Below are 17,472 nucleotides of genomic sequence, written 5' to 3' on the forward strand. Positions count from 1 at the left end.
TGGGCAAGCATTTGTAAAATATTTAAAGGGTAATCGATGAAAACCGTAACCGTAAAAAACCTCGTCATTGGCGAGGGTGCGCCGAAGATCATTGTCTCACTGATGGGTAAAGACATCGCAACGGTAAAAAGCGAAGCGCTGGCCTATCGCGAGGCGGATTTCGACATTCTGGAATGGCGCGTTGACCATTTCACCGAGGTGTCCTCCGTTGATGCCGTACTGGAAGCTGCACGCGTCATCCGCGAGGTGATAGCTGACAAACCGCTGCTGTTCACCTTCCGTAGTGCCAAAGAAGGTGGTGAACAGGCGCTGGCTGTCGAAAACTATATTGCGCTAAACCGTGCGGCGGTAGATAGCGGTCTGGTCGATATGATTGACCTGGAGCTTTTCACCGGTGACGAACTGATTAAAGCCACCGTCGAATATGCACATGAAAAAAATGTCGCCGTCATTATGTCGAATCATGATTTCCATAAGACGCCAGCGGCACAAGAGATTGTCCTGCGCCTGCGTAAAATGCAGGAGCTTGGCGCTGATATCCCGAAAATCGCCCTGATGCCGCAAAACAAAACGGATGTATTGACCCTGCTTGGCGCAACTCTGGAAATGCAGGAACGCTATGCCGATCGCCCGATCATTACTATGTCGATGGCTAAAACAGGGGTGATTTCACGTCTGTCCGGTGAGGTTTTCGGTTCAGCGGCAACCTTTGGTGCGGTGAAAAAAGCCTCTGCCCCTGGGCAAATTTCGGTCACCGACCTACGTACCGTTTTGACCATATTGCATCAGGCGTAATAGTACCGTTTATCCATATTAATATCAGTAATGCCCTGCCCCAGATATTCGCTTAATCACGAATATCGGGCAGATGGCCGGACATTATTAAATAACTCACATTATTATTGTCGAATATAGCGACAGGTAGTCGCACGCATATAATCTGGAGTTCATATGAAATTATCAAGACCAAAACGCATTGATGGTCGGGTCCCCGTATTATCCGCAGCGGATGCCATTAATTATATTCCTGATGAGGCAACGCTCTGTGTATTAGGCGCAGGTGGCGGTATTCTCGAAGCAACAACATTAATTAATGCGCTGGCTGAAAAATATAAAAACGCACACTCTCCCCGAAACTTATCATTGATTAGCCCAACGGGATTAGGTGACCGTGCTGACCGTGGAATTAGCCCGTTAGCACAAGAAGGTTTAGTCAAATGGGCATTATGCGGCCACTGGGGACAATCACCACGAATTTCCGACCTCGCTGAGCAGAATAAAATTGCCGCCTATAACTATCCTCAGGGCGTATTAACCCAGACCCTGCGTGCCTCGGCAGCCCACCAGCCGGGTATTCTGAGTGAGATCGGTATCGGAACATTTGTCGATCCCCGCCAACAGGGCGGAAAGCTGAATGAAGTGACCACCGAAGATCTGATCAAGCTGGTGGAAATTGATAACAAAGAGTACCTCTACTACAAAGCCATTGCGCCAAACATCGCCTTTATTCGCGCCACCACCTGCGACAGCGAAGGTTACGCCACGTTTGAAGATGAAGTTATGTATCTCGACGCGCTGGTGATCGCTCAGGCCGTTCACAACAACGGCGGCATCGTCATGATGCAGGTGCAAAAAATGGTGAAGAAAGCCACACTGCACCCAAAAGCCGTGCGTATTCCGGGCTATCTGGTCGATATTGTGGTCATCGATCCCGATCAAACTCAATTGTACGGCGGTGCGCCGGTTAACCGCTTTATCTCGGGCGATTTTGTCCTTGATGACAGCCAGCAGACTGCCCTGCCGCTCAATCAGCGTAAACTGGTGGCCCGACGCGCCCTGTTCGAAATGCGTAAAGGCGCGGTCGGCAACGTTGGCGTGGGTATCGCCGATGGTATTGGTCTCGTTGCACGCGAAGAAGGCTGCGCTGACGACTTTATTCTGACGGTCGAGACCGGTCCGATTGGCGGAATTACCTCCCAGGGCATCGCTTTTGGCGCCAACGTCAACACCCGCGCGATTCTGGATATGACCTCCCAGTTTGACTTCTACCACGGCGGTGGGCTGGATGTATGCTATTTAAGCTTCGCCGAAGTGGATCGCCACGGCAATGTCGGCGTACATAAATTCAATGGCAAAATTATGGGGACCGGCGGTTTTATCGATATTAGCGCCACCTCGAAGAAAATAATATTTTGCGGCACCTTAACTGCCGGAAGCCTGAAAACGGAAGTTGCCAATGGCAAATTAAATATCGTTCAGGAAGGCCGGGTGAAAAAATTCGTCAACGAATTACCAGAAGTCACTTTCAGCGGAAAAATTGCACTCGAGCGCGGACTGGATGTCCGTTACATCACCGAGCGTGCTGTATTTACGTTAAAAGAAGATGGCCTTCATTTAGTCGAAATTGCGCCAGGAGTCTCTTTGCAGGAAGACATTCTGGACAAAATGGATTTCCCTCCGGTTATTTCTCCGGAACTGAAACTGATGGACGAAAGATTATTTATCGATGCTTCGATGGGTTTTATATTGCCCGATGCCGCCAATTAAAAGGAGTACCCTGATGGATTTTTCATTAACTGAAGAACAAGAGCTGCTGCTTGCCAGCATTCGCGAACTGATTACCAGCAATTTCCCGGAGGAATATTTCCGTACCTGCGATCAGACGGCTACCTATCCGAAAGAGTTTATGCGCGCCCTTTCGGACAACGGTATTTCAATGCTGGGCGTTCCGGAAGAATTCGGCGGTATCCCGGCAGATTACGTCACGCAGATGCTGGCACTGATGGAAGTTTCCAAATGCGGCGCACCCGCTTTTTTAATCACGAACGGTCAGTGCATTCACAGTATGCGTCGTTTTGGCTCCGCCGAACAGTTACGTAAAACGGCAGAAAGCACCATGGAAACGGGCGATCCGGCTTATGCGCTGGCATTAACCGAACCGGGAGCAGGTTCAGACAATAACAGCGCCACCACCAGCTACACCCGCAAAAACGGCAAGGTATATCTCAACGGACAAAAAACCTTTATCACCGGCGCTAAAGAGTATCCTTATATGCTGGTACTGGCTCGCGACCCGGAGCCGAAAGATCCGAAGAAAGCCTTTACGCTGTGGTGGGTGGATTCGAAGAAACCCGGCATTAAGGTTAATCCGCTGCATAAAATCGGCTGGCACATGCTCAGCACCTGCGAAGTTTATCTTGATGATGTTGAAGTAGACGAAAGCGATATGGTCGGCGAAGAAGGCATGGGCTTCCTCAACGTCATGTACAACTTTGAGATGGAACGGTTGATCAACGCCGCGCGTAGTACCGGTTTCGCCGAGTGCGCCTTCGAAGATGCCGCCCGTTACGCTAATCAGCGCATCGCATTTGGTAAACCGATTGGCCATAACCAGATGATCCAGGAAAAACTGGCGCTGATGGCGATTAAAATTGAAAACATGCGCAATATGGTGTTGAAAGTCGCCTGGCAGGCCGATCAGGAACAGTCGCTGCGGACCAGCGCGGCGTTGGCAAAACTGTACTGCGCCCGCACGGCAATGGAAGTGATTGATGACGCCATTCAGATCATGGGCGGGCTGGGTTACACCGATGAAGCGCGCGTTTCCCGATTCTGGCGCGATGTTCGCTGCGAGCGCATTGGCGGCGGCACCGACGAAATTATGATTTACGTCGCCGGACGCCAAATCCTGAAAGATTATCAGAATAAGTAAGCGATAATCCGTGCCGGATAGCGCACAAGCGTTTTCCGGCACGATCCAGGATAATCAGACCTCTGGGATCAAGCATTCCTGCTCAATCAGATTATTTTTAAACTGCTTGCGATAATCACTGGGGGTACAACCCACATGCCGCTGAAAGAGTTTGGCAAAGTGATCGACATTTTCATACCCTACCCGCCAGGATATTTCCGCTAACGAAGCTTCCGTATTCGTCAGGGCAAATTTCGCCTCGGTCATTCGTCGCTGAATCACATAATTGATCGGCGAAATTCGATACTCCTTAGTAAATTCATGGCAGATATAACTCACGCTGGCCCGGAATTTTTTGGATAACTGATCGAGAGTAATTTTTTCTCGGAAGTTATTATTTAAATAAACCAGCACATCTTTAATTAAGACATCTTTTTTAATATAACCTTGCTCAGAACGATAGGCATTTTTAAAGTTTTCGTAAAATAAAACGGTTAGAGCATAAGCAAAAGCGTCGTAGGCTGAAGATGTCAGGTTATTTTTGCTCTGGGGGAGCATAACCCCCAACTCATTAAAGATACTCTTAATAACCTCCTTCCCCTGAGTAACGCTAATCACCGGACACGAGTGCATCTGCAATAGCTGATTATCCTGCCAGCCGTTGAAACAAAACCCGTAGAGCGCGCAGGTGTAAGTCGTTGCAGGTGCGCTACTATCCGAAGCAACCGCATGGAGTCGCCCTTGCTCTATCACCACGATATCCCCGGCATGCGCGACATACAGCGACGAATCGATAATTAATCTTGCGACCCCTTTTTTGACATAAATAAGCTCTGTTTCATTATCGTGAACGTGATGACCCGACTCCCAGTTAGGGTCATCACTGATGACGAATCGCGAGAATCTTGGGGTTTTCCCCTGTTCAAAAAGGGTCTCCACGGCATTATCAAAGCAGCGTTGATACATGACAACCTCCACCTAAAGACAGCAATTTTGGGATTATTAATATCAGAAAATAAAAACGATAATGACGTTATACAACGTTATTCCTTCCCGGCGAAACAAAATTATTTGCGCCGTCTGCAAGATGACACCTTTTGCTTTGGTACATTGCTGCAATTGATTATTTGCGTTTTATAATAATCAAAAAGAATAAATGTTATTAAGTCTGCATTAATAATTTACATATAAGAAACAAATTCAGCGCAGAGGCGATTAAAAACATGATGCATTTCGCAATTATTTTCACTGCCTTTGTGTTCCCGTTTTTTCCTCTGGGACGCACCGTCTGATTATTGCTGATAAACCAGGCATTCCCGGGACGTTTTTTTTGCAAGATTGTTGGCAATGAAAACAGATTTCCCCGTCGAAAACAGCCCTCCCTCTGTCGCACACTATTTTCAGTCAATTTTCCCTACTGTCGATAATGACGCACCACGTCATCATCCACACGAGAATCACTGGAGATGCCATGAAAATAATAACCTGCTTTAAGTTGGTGCCTGAAGAACAGGACATTGTTGTTACCCCACAGCGCTCGCTTAACTTTGACCGGGCCGATGCCAAAATTAGCCAGTTTGACTTAAATGCGATAGAGGCCGCAGCGCAGCTTAGCGCGGAGGGTGATGAAATCATCGCCTTAACGGTGGGCGGGTCGCTACTACAAAACTCCAAAGTGCGTAAAGACGTGCTGTCCCGCGGGCCGGACAGTTTGTATATGGTGCAGGATGCACAACTGGAGCATTCATTACCCCGGGATACCGCTCAGGCGCTGGCCTGTGCGGCCAACAATATGGATTTCGACCTGATGCTGTTCGGTGAAGGATCGGGGGATATCTACGCGCAGCAGGTCGGCTTACTGGTTGGCGAACTATTACAGCTCCCGGTGATTAATGCCGTCAGCAGCATCCAACGTAACGGCGATCGCCTTGTGGTTGAGCGCACGCTTGAAGATGAAGTCGAAGTAATTGATCTGCCGCTCCCCGCCGTACTGTGCGTGACGTCGGATATCAACACACCGCGTATTCCCTCGATGAAGGCGATTCTGGGCGCGGGTAAAAAACCGGTCACCCCGTGGCAAGCCAGCGATATTGGTTGGATACCTGCTTCACCGTTAGCGGAGCTGGTGAGTCTTACCGTGCCGCCGCAAACAGAACGTCAGCACATCATTCTGGAAAATGACTCAGCAGAAGCCATTGCCGAACTGGCTGAACATCTGAAAAAAGCCCTGAACTAAGCCCAACGGAGAGAAATCATCATGAGTAAATTAGCCAACGTCTGGGTGTTCAGCGATAACGTAGAACGCTATGCAGAATTAATGGCCGGCGCTCGCCTGTGGGGTGAGCAGGTACACCTTATCGTACAAGGCAGCGACCAGGCCAATCAGTTGCAAGCCCTGGGCGCCGATAAGATAGTCGTGCTCGACGCAACCTCCGGTTTACAGCGTGTTGAAAATTACGCTGAGACCATCGCAGCCCTGATGCAGGAACACGCCGGGCTGTTGCTGATGTCCGCGACTAAACGAGCCAAATCCCTTGGCGCACGCTTAAGCATTCAGCTCAACGCAGCGATGGTGAACGACGCCACATCGGTAACGCTGGATGCAGGCATTTTGTTCGCCGAACACCGGATGTATGGTGGTCTGGCATTTGGCAAAGAAAAAATCAAAAGTACGCTGGCGATTATCACGCTTGCCCCAGGCCAGCTTGAACCGGTCGCGGAAAACGCCTCACACAACTGCCCGGTTGTCTCAGCAACGTACATCGCGCCGCACCATGAAGTGATGTGCCTGGAGCGTCGTGCCAAATCCGTGAGCAGCGTGGATCTCAGCAAAGCCAGGCGCGTGGTGGGTGTGGGTCGCGGTCTGGTGGCGCAAAACGATCTGGAAATGGTGCGCCAGCTGGCATCCGTGCTGGGTGCTGAAGTGGGTTGTTCACGACCGATTGCCGAAGGCGAAAACTGGATGGAACGCGAACGCTACATTGGCGTTTCTGGCGTGTTATTGAAATCAGACCTGTATCTCACGCTGGGCATCTCAGGACAAATTCAGCATATGGTCGGCGGTAACGGCGCGAAAGTCATTATCGCCATCAACAAAGATAAAAAAGCCCCTATTTTCAATTACGCCGATTACGGTCTGGTGGGCGACATCTACAAAGTGGTTCCGGCCCTTATCGACCATCTCAGCCGCTAATCCCGTTAACGCACATCTCCCGCTGCCCTCGCGGCGGGAAAGGAGCATAAAGCATGTCAGATGAAAAATTTGATGCCATTGTGGTCGGTGCTGGTGTAGCGGGTACAATGGCAGGCTACGTTATGGCCCGGGCCGGACTGGACGTACTGGTCATTGAGCGCGGCAACAGTGCGGGCAGTAAAAATATGACCGGCGGGAGACTCTACGCGCACAGCCTTGAGCGCATCATGCCCGGATTCGCGCAGGAAGCGCCTCTCGAACGTAAAGTCACCCGCGAAAAAATCTCCTTCCTGACCGAAGAGAGCGCCGTTACCCTCGACTTCCATCGTGAAAAAGACAACGCGCCAGCGCAGGACTCTTATACCGTTTTGCGCAACCGGCTTGACCCATGGCTAATGGAAAAAGCGGAACAGGCTGGCGTGCAGTTCATCCCCGGCGTGCGCGTCGACGCGCTAATTCGCGAAGGCAATAAGGTCACCGGAGTGCAAGCCGGGGACGATATCCTTGAAGCCAATATTGTCATCCTAGCCGATGGCGTTAATTCTATGCTGGGACGGTCGCTGGGAATGGTTCCCCCCTCTTCTGCACAGCACTATGCCGTTGGCGTAAAAGAGCTGATCGGCTTACCGTCGGCGGTGATTGCGGATCGGTTCAATCTGTCAGGCAACGAAGGTGCAGCCTGGCTGTTCGCAGGCTCACCGTCTGATGGACTGATGGGAGGCGGATTTCTGTATACCAACCAGGATTCCATCTCTCTGGGCCTGGTGTGTGGTCTGGGGGATATTGCCCATGCCACGAAAAGCATTCCGCAAATGCTGGAAGACTTTAAGCGACACCCGACTATTCGTCCGCTGATTGCCGGCGGTGAACTGCTGGAGTATTCCGCACATATGGTACCGGAAGGCGGTCTGGCAATGGTTCCGAAACTGGTTGATGACGGGGTAATGATCGTCGGCGATGCCGCTGGTTTCTGTCTGAATCTGGGTTATACCGTGCGCGGCATGGATTTGGCGATAGCCTCCGCAGAAGCCGCCGCCCAAACAGCCATTGCAGCAAAAGAGCGCCAGGATTACTCGGCCAGTAGCCTGATGGATTACAAACGCGCCCTCGAACAGGGCTGTGTGATGCGTGATTTACAGCATTTTCGCAAGATCCCGGCGCTGATGGAAAACCCGCGCCTGTCCACCCAGTATCCCCGCATGGTGGCCGATATCATGAACGATATGTTTACCGTCGACGGAAGCCCAAATCAGCCCGTTCGCAAGATGATCATGTCCCATGCCAGGCAAATTGGGCTGATGAACTTACTGAAAGACGGCATCAAGGGGGCCACCGCACTATGAATCAGGACACTAACGTTAACGTCGACGTCAAACTGGGCGTCAATAAATTTAATGTTGATGAAGGCCACCCGCACATCATTCTGGCTGAACATCCCGACCTTAATGAATTTCGCAAGTTGCTGAAAGCCTGCCCCGCCGGACTGTATAAACAGGATGAGAGTGGAAATATTCATTTTGATTCCGCAGGCTGCCTGGAGTGCGGCACCTGCCGGGTGCTGTGCGGTGACACGATCCTCACACAATGGGAATACCCGCTCGGAACATTTGGCGTTGATTTCCGCTACGGCTAATGGATTTTGCATGTTGTACGCCGGATTGGCCGCGCCGGCCATCCGGTCAGATGTATGCCGAAATAATCCTGGGAATAACTTCATGAGTATCACACTTACGTTTAACGCCGAACGTCGCCAGGCCTGGCGACAACTGGGTTTATGGGGAGATGCTTCGCTTGGCGATTACTGGCACCAAACCGCCAGAGCCATGCCGGATAAAATCGCCGTGGTTGATAATCATGGCGCTTCATATACCTACGCTGCACTCAACGATGCTGCCAGCAGTCTGGCAACCTGGTTTGTAGCCTGCGGGATCCAACCCGGCGATCGCATTGCCTTTCAGTTGCCTGGCTGGTGCGAGTTCACCATTATCTACCTGGCCTGCCTGAAAACCGGGGCCGTTTCCGTACCACTGCTGCCTGCCTGGCGCGAAGCGGAACTGGCGTGGGTACTGAACAAATGCAAAGCGAAGATTTTTTTCGCACCGACGTTGTTTAAACAGACCCGACCGGTTGATCTGATCCTCCCCTTGCAAAATCAATTGCCGCATCTGCAAAAGATTGTCGCCGTAGATAAACTGGCACCGGCCACCGCTTCGCTGGCGTTCAGCCAACTGCTTCTGGCTCCGCCATTAACCCAGGTTATTAACGTTCACGCCGATGAACTGGCTGCCGTGCTGTTTACCTCCGGGACCGAGGGAATGCCGAAAGGCGTAATGTTAACCCACAACAATATCCTTGCCAGCGAACGCGCCTACTGTGCCCGACTCAATCTCACCTGGCAGGATGTGTTTTTGATGCCTGCCCCACTGGGACACGCTACCGGTTTTTTGCATGGCGTTACCGCGCCGTTTTTAATCGGCGCACGCAGCGTATTGTTGGATATATTCAACCCAACCGCCTGTCTTGAACTGCTCGAGCAACAACGCTGTACCTGCGTGCTCGGTGCAACCCCCTTCGTCTACGACATGTTGTGTAGTCTGGAAAAACGGCCCTGTGATCTCACATCACTACGTTTTTTCTTATGCGGTGGCACCACTATTCCGCAAAAGATTGCCCGTGACTGCCAACAGCGCGGCATTAAATTGTTAAGCATCTATGGTTCGACGGAGAGCTCGCCGCATGCGCTGGTCAATCTCGACGATTCACTTTCACGCATGATGAACACCGATGGATATGCCGCCGCAGGCGTTGAAATTAAAGTCGTCGATGAAGCGCGCAATACGTTGCCTGCAGGGGTCGAAGGTGAAGAGGCCTCGCGTGGCCCCAATGTTTTTATGGGCTACCTCGATGAGCCTGAACTGACCGCCCGCGCGCTGGATAAAGATGGCTGGTATTACAGTGGCGACTTATGTCGCATGGACGAAGCGGGATACATCAAAATTACCGGGCGTAAAAAAGATATTATTGTGCGCGGTGGGGAAAACATCAGCAGCCGCGAAGTGGAGGATATTTTATTGCAGCATCCGCGCATTCATGATGCCTGCGTTGTCGCGATGCCAGACGATCGGTTAGGTGAACGATCGTGCGCTTATGTGGTGCTGAAACCGCCGCATCATTCGCTGTCGCTGGAATCAGTGGTGGCCTTTTTTAGTCGCAAACGGGTGGCAAAGTATAAATATCCGGAACACATCGTCATTGTCGAAACGTTACCGCGCACGGCGTCAGGCAAGGTACAAAAATACCTGCTGCGTCAGGATATCATTCAGCGTTTAAGCGTGGAGAGTGTGGAAAGCGTTGAAGGGTAAAGTACCGGATGGCAATGCTAAACCTCTAATCCGGCCTACGTTGCATACTAACCGTAGGCCGGATAAGGCATTTACGCCACCATCCGGCATGATGTTACTTCTTCAGTTCAGCCAGGCTCAGCCAGGTCTGCACGACGGTGTCCGGGTTCAGCGACAAACTGTCGATCCCCTCTTCCATCAGCCAGGCCGCGAAGTCTTCGTGATCGGATGGACCCTGACCGCAAATACCCACGTATTTGCCCTGTTTCTTGGCTGCACGAATCGCCATCGACAGCAGCGCTTTCACCGCGTCGTTACGCTCGTCAAACAGTTCAGAAACCACACCAGAGTCACGGTCCAGTCCCAGCGCCAGCTGCGTCATGTCGTTTGAACCGATGGAGAAGCCGTCAAAGTACTCAAGGAACTGTTCGGCCAGCAAAGCGTTGGACGGGATCTCACACATCATGATGATCTTCAGTCCGTTCTCACCGCGTTTCAGCCCCTGACGCGCCAGCTCTTCCACTACCGCTTTCGCCTGGGCAACGGTACGTACAAACGGGACCATCACTTCTACGTTAGTCAGGCCCATATCGTTACGGACACGTTTCACTGCGTCACATTCCAGCGCGAAACAGTCGCGGAAGCTATCAGCAATGTAACGGCCCGCCCCGCGGAAGCCCAGCATCGGGTTCTCTTCATGCGGCTCATAACGCTCACCGCCGACGAGGTTGGCATATTCGTTGGACTTAAAGTCTGACATACGCACGATAACGCGTTTTGGATAGAACGCTGCACCCAGCGTGGCGATCCCTTCCGTCAGACGACCAACGTAGAATTCACGCGGGGAATCAAAACCTTTCATCATGCCGCGGATTTCGTTTTGCAGCTCAGGCGTCTGGTCATCGAACTCCAGCAACGCACGCGGGTGTACGCCAATCATGCGGTTGATGATAAATTCCAGACGCGCCAGGCCGACACCTTCGTTTGGCAGACAGGCGAAGTCGAAAGCCCGGTCCGGGTTACCCACGTTCATCATCACCTTCAACGGCAGATCCGGCATGGTTTCCACGCTGGAACTCTTCACGCTGAAGTCGAGCATCTCAGCATAAACATAACCGGTATCACCCTCGGCGCAGGAGACTGTGACTTTCTCACCGTCCTTCATACGCTCGGTGGCGTCACCACAGCCAACCACGGCCGGGATCCCCAGTTCACGGGCAATGATCGCCGCGTGACAGGTACGACCGCCACGGTTGGTGACAATCGCCGCCGCTTTCTTCATGATCGGTTCCCAGTCCGGGTCGGTCATGTCGGTAACCAGGACGTCGCCAGGTTCGATACGGTTCATTTCGCTGATGTCCTGAATGACTTTGACCGGACCCGCGCCAATGCGGTGACCGATAGCACGACCTTCAGCAATAATTTTACCCTGAGCATGCAGCGTATAACGCTCCATCACCTGGCCGCGCGAGCGCACGGTTTCCGGACGCGCCTGCACAATGAACAGCTTGCCGGTATGACCGTCTTTCGCCCATTCGATGTCCATCGGACGACCGTAGTGCTTCTCGATCTGTACCGCCTGCTTCGCCAGCTCCTGCACTTCTGCGTTGGTCAGGGAGAAAATGTCACGCTGCTCCTGCGGTACATCTTCAATCGTCACCTGCTTGCCGTGTTCCTGGGTTGGCGCGTAGACCATGCGGATTTTTTTCGAACCCATTGTGCGACGGACGATCGCCGGACGGTTTGCCGCCAGAGTCGGTTTGTGCACGTAGAATTCATCCGGGTTAACGGCACCCTGCACGACCATCTCGCCCAGGCCCCATGCGGAAGTGATGAACACCACCTGATCGAAACCGGATTCGGTATCGATGGAGAACATTACGCCGGAAGACGCGAGGTCTGAGCGCACCATCCGCTGAACGCCAGCAGAGAGCGCCACGCCACGATGGTCATAACCCTGGTGAACGCGATAAGAGATTGCTCGGTCGTTAAACAGCGAGGCAAAGACGTGTTTGATAGCAACCAGTACGGCATCAAATCCCTGGACGTTGAGGAAGGTTTCCTGCTGACCGGCAAATGACGCATCTGGCATATCTTCTGCGGTGGCGGAAGAGCGCACGGCAAAAGAGGCATGGGCATCGTCTGCTGACAGCTGCGCGTAGGCATCGCGGACGGCATTTTCCAGCTCCGGCTGGAAAGGAGTGTCGATAATCCACTGGCGGATCTGTGCGCCGGCTTTCGCAAGCTCGGTGACATCGTCAATATCCGTTTTATCCAGCAGCTCATAAATGCGCTGGTTTACACCGCTCTGGTCCAGAAACTGGTTAAACGCATCGGCGGTCGTTGCAAAACCATTCGGTACGGAAACACCCATACCGGAAAGGTTAGTAATCATTTCACCCAGGGAGGCATTTTTGCCCCCAACTCTGTCTACATCATTCATGCCGAGTTGGTTATACCAAAGCACCAGCGGTGACGAGCCATTGTTGGACATCGAACAATCCTTATATATGAACGAGGTTAGGAAACTCAATTTTGCGTAATTATCTTTGCATATTTACTTCAGCGAAAAAAACGGTGAATCGTTCAAGCAACTTTATTTTTTATTTTTTCAGATTGTTTCCGCATTTGCGCAAACCCGCGAGCCACAGGGGATCACCACAAAAACTACCGGTATAAACATTTGTTCCGAAAAATGAAATGTACTTTTCAGTAAATATAAAAATACCGTTTCATTTTACAAAATAGATGCAGCAATATTCGCTTCTGGCGAATTTTAATTTATGCTTTCAGAGAATTATGTCAGCCCAGGATGAGCAAAATGGATAATGCTGTTGATCGTTACGTATTTTATATTTCTGATGGTACGGCCATCACCGCCGAGGTATTGGGCCACGCGGTAATGTCGCAATTTCCGGTTACGATCAGCAGCATTACGCTGCCGTTTGTAGAAAATGAGAGTCGTGCGCGAGCGGTTAAAGACCAGATTGACGCGATCTATCAACAAACTGGCGTGCGCCCTCTGGTGTTTTACTCTATCGTTTTGCCGGAAATTCGCTCGATCATTTTGCAAAGCGAAGGATTTTGTCAGGATATCGTGCAGGCGTTGGTTGCCCCACTGCAGCAAGAGATGAAGCTCGATCCTACGCCGATCGCCCATCGTACCCACGGCCTGAACCCCGGCAACCTTAACAAGTACGACGCGCGCATTGCCGCCATTGATTATACCCTCGCCCATGACGACGGCATTTCGTTGCGCAACCTCGATCAGGCGCAGGTGATCCTGCTTGGCGTTTCCCGTTGCGGTAAAACCCCGACCAGTTTGTATCTGGCCATGCAGTTTGGCATTCGCGCGGCCAACTACCCCTTTATTGCCGATGATATGGATAATCTGGTGCTGCCAGCATCCCTGAAGCCGTTACAGCATAAATTGTTCGGCCTGACCATTGACCCTGAGCGCCTGGCGGCCATCCGCGAAGAGCGCCGGGAAAACAGCCGTTACGCCTCGATGCGCCAGTGCCGGATGGAGGTTGCTGAGGTGGAAGCGCTATACCGGAAAAACCAGATCCCATGGCTGAACAGTACCAATTATTCGGTAGAAGAGATTGCTACCAAGATCCTCGACATCATGGGGCTGAATCGCCGCATGTACTAGAATGCTAGTGCATTGGTTCGATTTTTTGTTATTATGCTCGCCACCAGGCAGGATGAGTATGATATTGTGATATACATCACTTCCCGGTAGTCCTGCCGTTGAAGCAACAAATTTCTGAGACAAGTAATGAACAGAACCGATGAACTCCGTACTGCGCGTATTGACAACCTGGTCACTCCAGCAGAGCTTGCGCAACGGCATCCTGTTTCGTCCTCCGTCGCCCGTCATGTTACGGACTCCCGACGCCGGATAGAAAAAATATTAAATGGTGAAGACGCTCGTTTACTGGTGATCGTAGGTCCCTGCTCGATTCACGATCTTGATGCCGCCATGGAATACGCGACGCGTTTACAGGCGCTGCGCGAAAAACATCAGGCGCGTCTGGAAATCGTGATGCGCACTTATTTTGAAAAACCGCGCACCGTAGTGGGCTGGAAAGGCTTAATTTCCGACCCAGATTTAAACGGCAGCTACCGCGTGAACCACGGCATTGAACTGGCACGCAAACTGCTGTTGCAGGTCAATGAACTGGGCGTACCCACGGCAACAGAATTCCTCGACATGGTGACCGGTCAGTTTATTGCCGATTTAATCAGTTGGGGAGCCATTGGCGCACGCACCACCGAAAGCCAGATCCACCGTGAAATGGCCTCTGCGCTTTCCTGCCCGGTCGGCTTTAAAAACGGTACGGATGGCAATACGCGTATTGCCGTCGATGCGATTCGCGCCTCCCGTGCCAGCCATATGTTCCTCTCTCCGGATAAAACCGGCCAGATGACCATTTATCAGACCAGCGGTAATCCTTACGGGCATATCATCATGCGCGGCGGTAAAAAGCCGAATTATTATGCTGAAGATATTGCCGCCGCCTGCGATACCCTGCACGAATTTTCCCTGCCTGAACATCTGGTGGTCGATTTTAGCCATGGCAATTGCCAGAAGCAGCATCGTCGTCAGTTGGACGTTTGTGATGATGTGTGCCAGCAAATTCGCAATGGTTCGACGGCGATTGCCGGGATTATGGCGGAGAGTTTCCTGCGTGAAGGTACGCAAAAAATCGTTAGCGGCCAGCCGCTGGTTTACGGCCAGTCCATTACCGACCCGTGCCTGAACTGGGAAGATACTGAACTACTGGTTGAAAAACTCGCCTCTGCGGTTGATAGCCGTTTTTAATGCTGTTCGCTGGGTAACATCACGTTGCCCGGTGCTAATCCTTTGTTTTCCCCCTCCTTATTGTACAAAATCTATTCTCGTCACAATTATTTCACAAAAAGGCTTGCCGCAATTTTGCAGTTTGATGATAATGATTATCATTGTTAAATTGATTGTTATTTTTAAAAACTATTCACGTATGGATAACACAACAACGCCCGCAAAAGAAAAAACACCGCCAGCCGTCGCGCCAAACGAGCGTCGAATTGACAGTAAAAGTCTGCTGGGCAAAGAGGGGCGCGTGATCATAGAACACGATGGTCAGCTCTATTTACTGCGCCAGACACAAGCCGGAAAACTCATTCTGACCAAATAAACACCACTTTTCGCCAGCCACCCAGGTAGTACCCAGGCAGCCAGCGCTTTTCGATTTCCTAATGGAGAGTTGCTATGCCACACCTGCACACTGCATCCCTGCGCCCTTCGCTCTTGGCGCTGGCGATTATCAGTAACCTGCCCGCCGTCGCGTATGCGGCGGTAGAAGATATGACCGTCACCGCTACCGGCAATGCCCGTAGTGCTTTTGAAGCACCGATGATGGTTAGCGTGATTGATGCCACCGCGCCGGAAAACCAGACCGCCAGCTCAGCAGCCGACCTGTTGCGTACGGTTCCGGGCCTGACCCTTGACGGCACCGGTCGCACTAACGGCCAGGACGTGAATCTGCGCGGCTACGATCGACGTGGCGTTCTGGTGCTGGTTGATGGCGTTCGTCAGGGAACCGACACCGGACACCTGAACAGTACCTTCCTCGATCCGGCGCTGATCAAACGCATCGAGGTCGTCCGTGGCCCTTCTGCACTGCTGTACGGTAGCGGCGCGTTAGGTGGTGTGATCGCCTATGACACTGCGGATGCCAAAGATCTGCTGGAAGCCGGACAAAACAGCGGTTATCGCGTGTTCGGTACCGCGGCAACTGGCGATCACAGCCTCGGTATGGGCGCCAGCGCGTTTGGTCGCAGCGATACGCTGGACGGACTGCTTGCCTGGTCCAGTCGCGATCGCGGTGATTTGCGCCAGAGCAACGGTACTACGGCACCAAACGACGAAGCGATTAACAATATGCTGGCGAAAGGCAGCTGGAAAATTGACAGCGCCCAGACGCTGGCCGGCTCGCTGCGTTACTACAACAATGACGCCCGTGAACCTAAAAACCCGCAAACCAGCGCGGCGGATGCCACCAGCAACCCGATGACCGATCGCTCAACCATCCAGCGCGACGCGCAACTGACCTACTCGATTGCTCCAGCCGACAATGACTGGTTGAACGCGGATGCCCGCGTCTACTGGTCCGAAGCACGCATTAATGCGCAAAACACGGATAACACCGGCGAGTTTCGCAAACAAACCACCAAAGGCGGCAAAATCGACAACCGCAGCCGCCTGTTTACCGACTCTTTTGCATCTCATTTGCTGACCTACGGCGGGGAATACTATCGTCAGGAACAACAGCCAGGCGGCGCAACCACCGGTTTCCCGGAGGCAAAAATCGATTTCAGCTCCGGTTGGTTACAAGATGAAATCACCCTGCGCGACCTGCCGGTTACGCTGCTGGGCGGTACCCGTTATGACTCTTATCGCGGCAGCAGCGACGGCTATGAAGATGTCGATGCCGATAAATGGTCGTCCCGCGCCGGGCTCACCGTTGCGCCAACCGACTGGCTGATGCTGTTCGGTTCATACGCTCAGGCCTTCCGTGCGCCGACCATGGGCGAGATGTATAACGATGCGAAACACTTCTCGATTGGCCGTTTTTACACCAACTACTGGGTGCCGAACCCTAACCTACGCCCTGAAACCAACGAAACCCAGGAATACGGATTTGGCCTGCGCTTTGACGATCTGTTGATGGCGAGCGATGCGCTCGAATTTAAAGCCAGCTATTTCGACACCAAAGCGAAAGATTACATCTCCACCAGCGTCGACTTTGCCGCCGCGACAACCATGTCCTATAACGTCCCCAACGCCAAAATCTGGGGCTGGGACGTGATGGCGAAATATTCCGCCGATCTGTTCAGCCTCGACATGGCCTATAACCGTACGCGCGGCAAAGATACAGACACCGGCGAATACATTTCCAGCATTAACCCGGATACCGTCACCAGCAAACTGAACGTGCCGGTTGCGCACAGCGGTTTCTCCGTTGGCTGGATAGGTACCTTTGCTGACCGTTCAACGCATATCAGCAGCAGCTACACGAAACAGCCCGGTTATGCGGTAAACGATTTCTACGTGAGCTATCAGGGCCAACAAGCGCTGAAAGGCATGACCACCACGCTGGTACTGGGCAACGCCTTCGACAAAGAGTACTGGTCGCCGCAGGGCATTCCGCAGGATGGTCGTAATGGAAAAATTTTCGTGAGTTATCAGTGGTAATCAC

14 protein-coding genes are annotated in these 17,472 nt (G+C 52.1%); 12 read left to right on the plus strand and 2 right to left on the minus strand.

Going from position 1 to position 17,472, the window contains the following annotated elements:
• Nucleotides 1-36 precede the first annotated feature (36 nt).
• From aroD to ABIE10_RS03865, 3 genes are all read left to right on the plus strand, one after another.
• Entirely contained in the window at nucleotides 37-795 is a 759-nt protein-coding gene (gene aroD, locus ABIE10_RS03855) for a type I 3-dehydroquinate dehydratase (RefSeq protein ID WP_429154778.1), read from the plus strand.
• Between the two features lie 156 nt (nucleotides 796-951).
• Nucleotides 952-2,547 (plus strand): acyl CoA:acetate/3-ketoacid CoA transferase, encoded by a 1,596-nt coding sequence (locus ABIE10_RS03860; protein WP_046274671.1) that lies wholly within the window; start codon nucleotides 952-954, stop codon nucleotides 2,545-2,547.
• 13 nt (nucleotides 2,548-2,560) lie between these two features.
• Entirely contained in the window at nucleotides 2,561-3,712 is a 1,152-nt protein-coding gene (locus ABIE10_RS03865) for an acyl-CoA dehydrogenase (RefSeq protein ID WP_429154780.1), read from the plus strand.
• Between the two features lie 54 nt (nucleotides 3,713-3,766).
• Here ABIE10_RS03865 and ABIE10_RS03870 read toward each other — a convergent pair whose 3' ends face one another.
• Nucleotides 3,767-4,657, minus strand: coding sequence for an AraC family transcriptional regulator (locus ABIE10_RS03870; protein WP_429154782.1), 891 nt, complete (start codon nucleotides 4,655-4,657; stop codon nucleotides 3,767-3,769).
• A 505-nt stretch (nucleotides 4,658-5,162) separates the two neighbouring features.
• Here ABIE10_RS03870 and ABIE10_RS03875 point away from each other — a divergent pair.
• From ABIE10_RS03875 to fadK, 5 genes are all read left to right on the plus strand, one after another.
• Complete coding sequence (locus ABIE10_RS03875; RefSeq protein ID WP_016156353.1) at nucleotides 5,163-5,927, plus strand: electron transfer flavoprotein; 765 nt, start codon at nucleotides 5,163-5,165, stop codon at nucleotides 5,925-5,927.
• Nucleotides 5,928-5,948: 21 nt separating this feature from the next.
• Nucleotides 5,949-6,884 (plus strand): electron transfer flavoprotein subunit alpha, encoded by a 936-nt coding sequence (locus ABIE10_RS03880; protein WP_429154784.1) that lies wholly within the window; start codon nucleotides 5,949-5,951, stop codon nucleotides 6,882-6,884.
• A 53-nt stretch (nucleotides 6,885-6,937) separates the two neighbouring features.
• Nucleotides 6,938-8,227, plus strand: coding sequence for an FAD-dependent oxidoreductase (locus tag ABIE10_RS03885; RefSeq protein WP_429154786.1), 1,290 nt, complete (start codon nucleotides 6,938-6,940; stop codon nucleotides 8,225-8,227).
• Nucleotides 8,224-8,517 (plus strand): ferredoxin, encoded by a 294-nt coding sequence (locus ABIE10_RS03890; RefSeq protein WP_016152887.1) that lies wholly within the window; start codon nucleotides 8,224-8,226, stop codon nucleotides 8,515-8,517. Before ABIE10_RS03885 ends, ABIE10_RS03890 begins: the two co-directional genes overlap by 4 nt.
• An 82-nt stretch (nucleotides 8,518-8,599) precedes the next feature.
• Nucleotides 8,600-10,246, plus strand: coding sequence for a medium-chain fatty-acid--CoA ligase (gene fadK, locus ABIE10_RS03895; RefSeq protein WP_429154788.1), 1,647 nt, complete (start codon nucleotides 8,600-8,602; stop codon nucleotides 10,244-10,246).
• Between the two features lie 94 nt (nucleotides 10,247-10,340).
• Here fadK and ppsA read toward each other — a convergent pair whose 3' ends face one another.
• Nucleotides 10,341-12,719 (minus strand): phosphoenolpyruvate synthase, encoded by a 2,379-nt coding sequence (gene ppsA / locus ABIE10_RS03900; protein ID WP_016152885.1) that lies wholly within the window; start codon nucleotides 12,717-12,719, stop codon nucleotides 10,341-10,343.
• A gap of 327 nt (nucleotides 12,720-13,046) precedes the next feature.
• Here ppsA and ppsR point away from each other — a divergent pair, with 327 nt between their 5' ends.
• From ppsR to ABIE10_RS03920, 4 genes are all read left to right on the plus strand, one after another.
• The gene (gene ppsR, locus ABIE10_RS03905) at nucleotides 13,047-13,880 is read left to right on the plus strand and encodes a posphoenolpyruvate synthetase regulatory kinase/phosphorylase PpsR (RefSeq protein ID WP_429154791.1); all 834 of its coding nucleotides are present in this window, start codon (nucleotides 13,047-13,049) and stop codon (nucleotides 13,878-13,880) included.
• Between the two features lie 126 nt (nucleotides 13,881-14,006).
• Complete coding sequence (gene aroH / locus ABIE10_RS03910; RefSeq protein WP_016152883.1) at nucleotides 14,007-15,053, plus strand: 3-deoxy-7-phosphoheptulonate synthase AroH; 1,047 nt, start codon at nucleotides 14,007-14,009, stop codon at nucleotides 15,051-15,053.
• Nucleotides 15,054-15,177: 124 nt separating this feature from the next.
• On the plus strand, nucleotides 15,178-15,408 hold the full coding sequence (gene hemP, locus ABIE10_RS03915) for a hemin uptake protein HemP (RefSeq protein ID WP_016156349.1): 231 nt from the start codon (nucleotides 15,178-15,180) through the stop codon (nucleotides 15,406-15,408).
• A gap of 74 nt (nucleotides 15,409-15,482) precedes the next feature.
• Nucleotides 15,483-17,468: a TonB-dependent hemoglobin/transferrin/lactoferrin family receptor gene (locus ABIE10_RS03920; protein WP_047500312.1), complete on the plus strand. Its 1,986-nt coding sequence runs from the start codon at nucleotides 15,483-15,485 to the stop codon at nucleotides 17,466-17,468.
• Nucleotides 17,469-17,472 lie beyond the last annotated feature (4 nt).

The sequence above is a fragment of the Citrobacter sp. 506 genome, from assembly GCF_050434985.1.
GTDB classification, from domain to species: domain Bacteria; phylum Pseudomonadota; class Gammaproteobacteria; order Enterobacterales; family Enterobacteriaceae; genus Citrobacter; species Citrobacter braakii.

Coding starts and splice junctions, on each gene's coding strand:
- ABIE10_RS03860 (WP_046274671.1), top strand. CDS start 952: ATGAAATTATCAAGACCAAAACGCATTGATGGTCGGGTCCCCGTATTA.
- hemP (WP_016156349.1), top strand. CDS start 15,178: ATGATAATGATTATCATTGTTAAATTGATTGTTATTTTTAAAAACTAT.
- ABIE10_RS03885 (WP_429154786.1), top strand. CDS start 6,938: ATGTCAGATGAAAAATTTGATGCCATTGTGGTCGGTGCTGGTGTAGCG.
- aroH (WP_016152883.1), top strand. CDS start 14,007: ATGAACAGAACCGATGAACTCCGTACTGCGCGTATTGACAACCTGGTC.
- fadK (WP_429154788.1), top strand. CDS start 8,600: ATGAGTATCACACTTACGTTTAACGCCGAACGTCGCCAGGCCTGGCGA.
- ABIE10_RS03880 (WP_429154784.1), top strand. CDS start 5,949: ATGAGTAAATTAGCCAACGTCTGGGTGTTCAGCGATAACGTAGAACGC.
- ABIE10_RS03920 (WP_047500312.1), top strand. CDS start 15,483: ATGCCACACCTGCACACTGCATCCCTGCGCCCTTCGCTCTTGGCGCTG.
- ppsR (WP_429154791.1), top strand. CDS start 13,047: ATGGATAATGCTGTTGATCGTTACGTATTTTATATTTCTGATGGTACG.
- aroD (WP_429154778.1), top strand. CDS start 37: ATGAAAACCGTAACCGTAAAAAACCTCGTCATTGGCGAGGGTGCGCCG.
- ABIE10_RS03865 (WP_429154780.1), top strand. CDS start 2,561: ATGGATTTTTCATTAACTGAAGAACAAGAGCTGCTGCTTGCCAGCATT.
- ABIE10_RS03890 (WP_016152887.1), top strand. CDS start 8,224: ATGAATCAGGACACTAACGTTAACGTCGACGTCAAACTGGGCGTCAAT.
- ABIE10_RS03870 (WP_429154782.1), bottom strand. CDS start 4,657: ATGTATCAACGCTGCTTTGATAATGCCGTGGAGACCCTTTTTGAACAG.
- ABIE10_RS03875 (WP_016156353.1), top strand. CDS start 5,163: ATGAAAATAATAACCTGCTTTAAGTTGGTGCCTGAAGAACAGGACATT.
- ppsA (WP_016152885.1), bottom strand. CDS start 12,719: ATGTCCAACAATGGCTCGTCACCGCTGGTGCTTTGGTATAACCAACTC.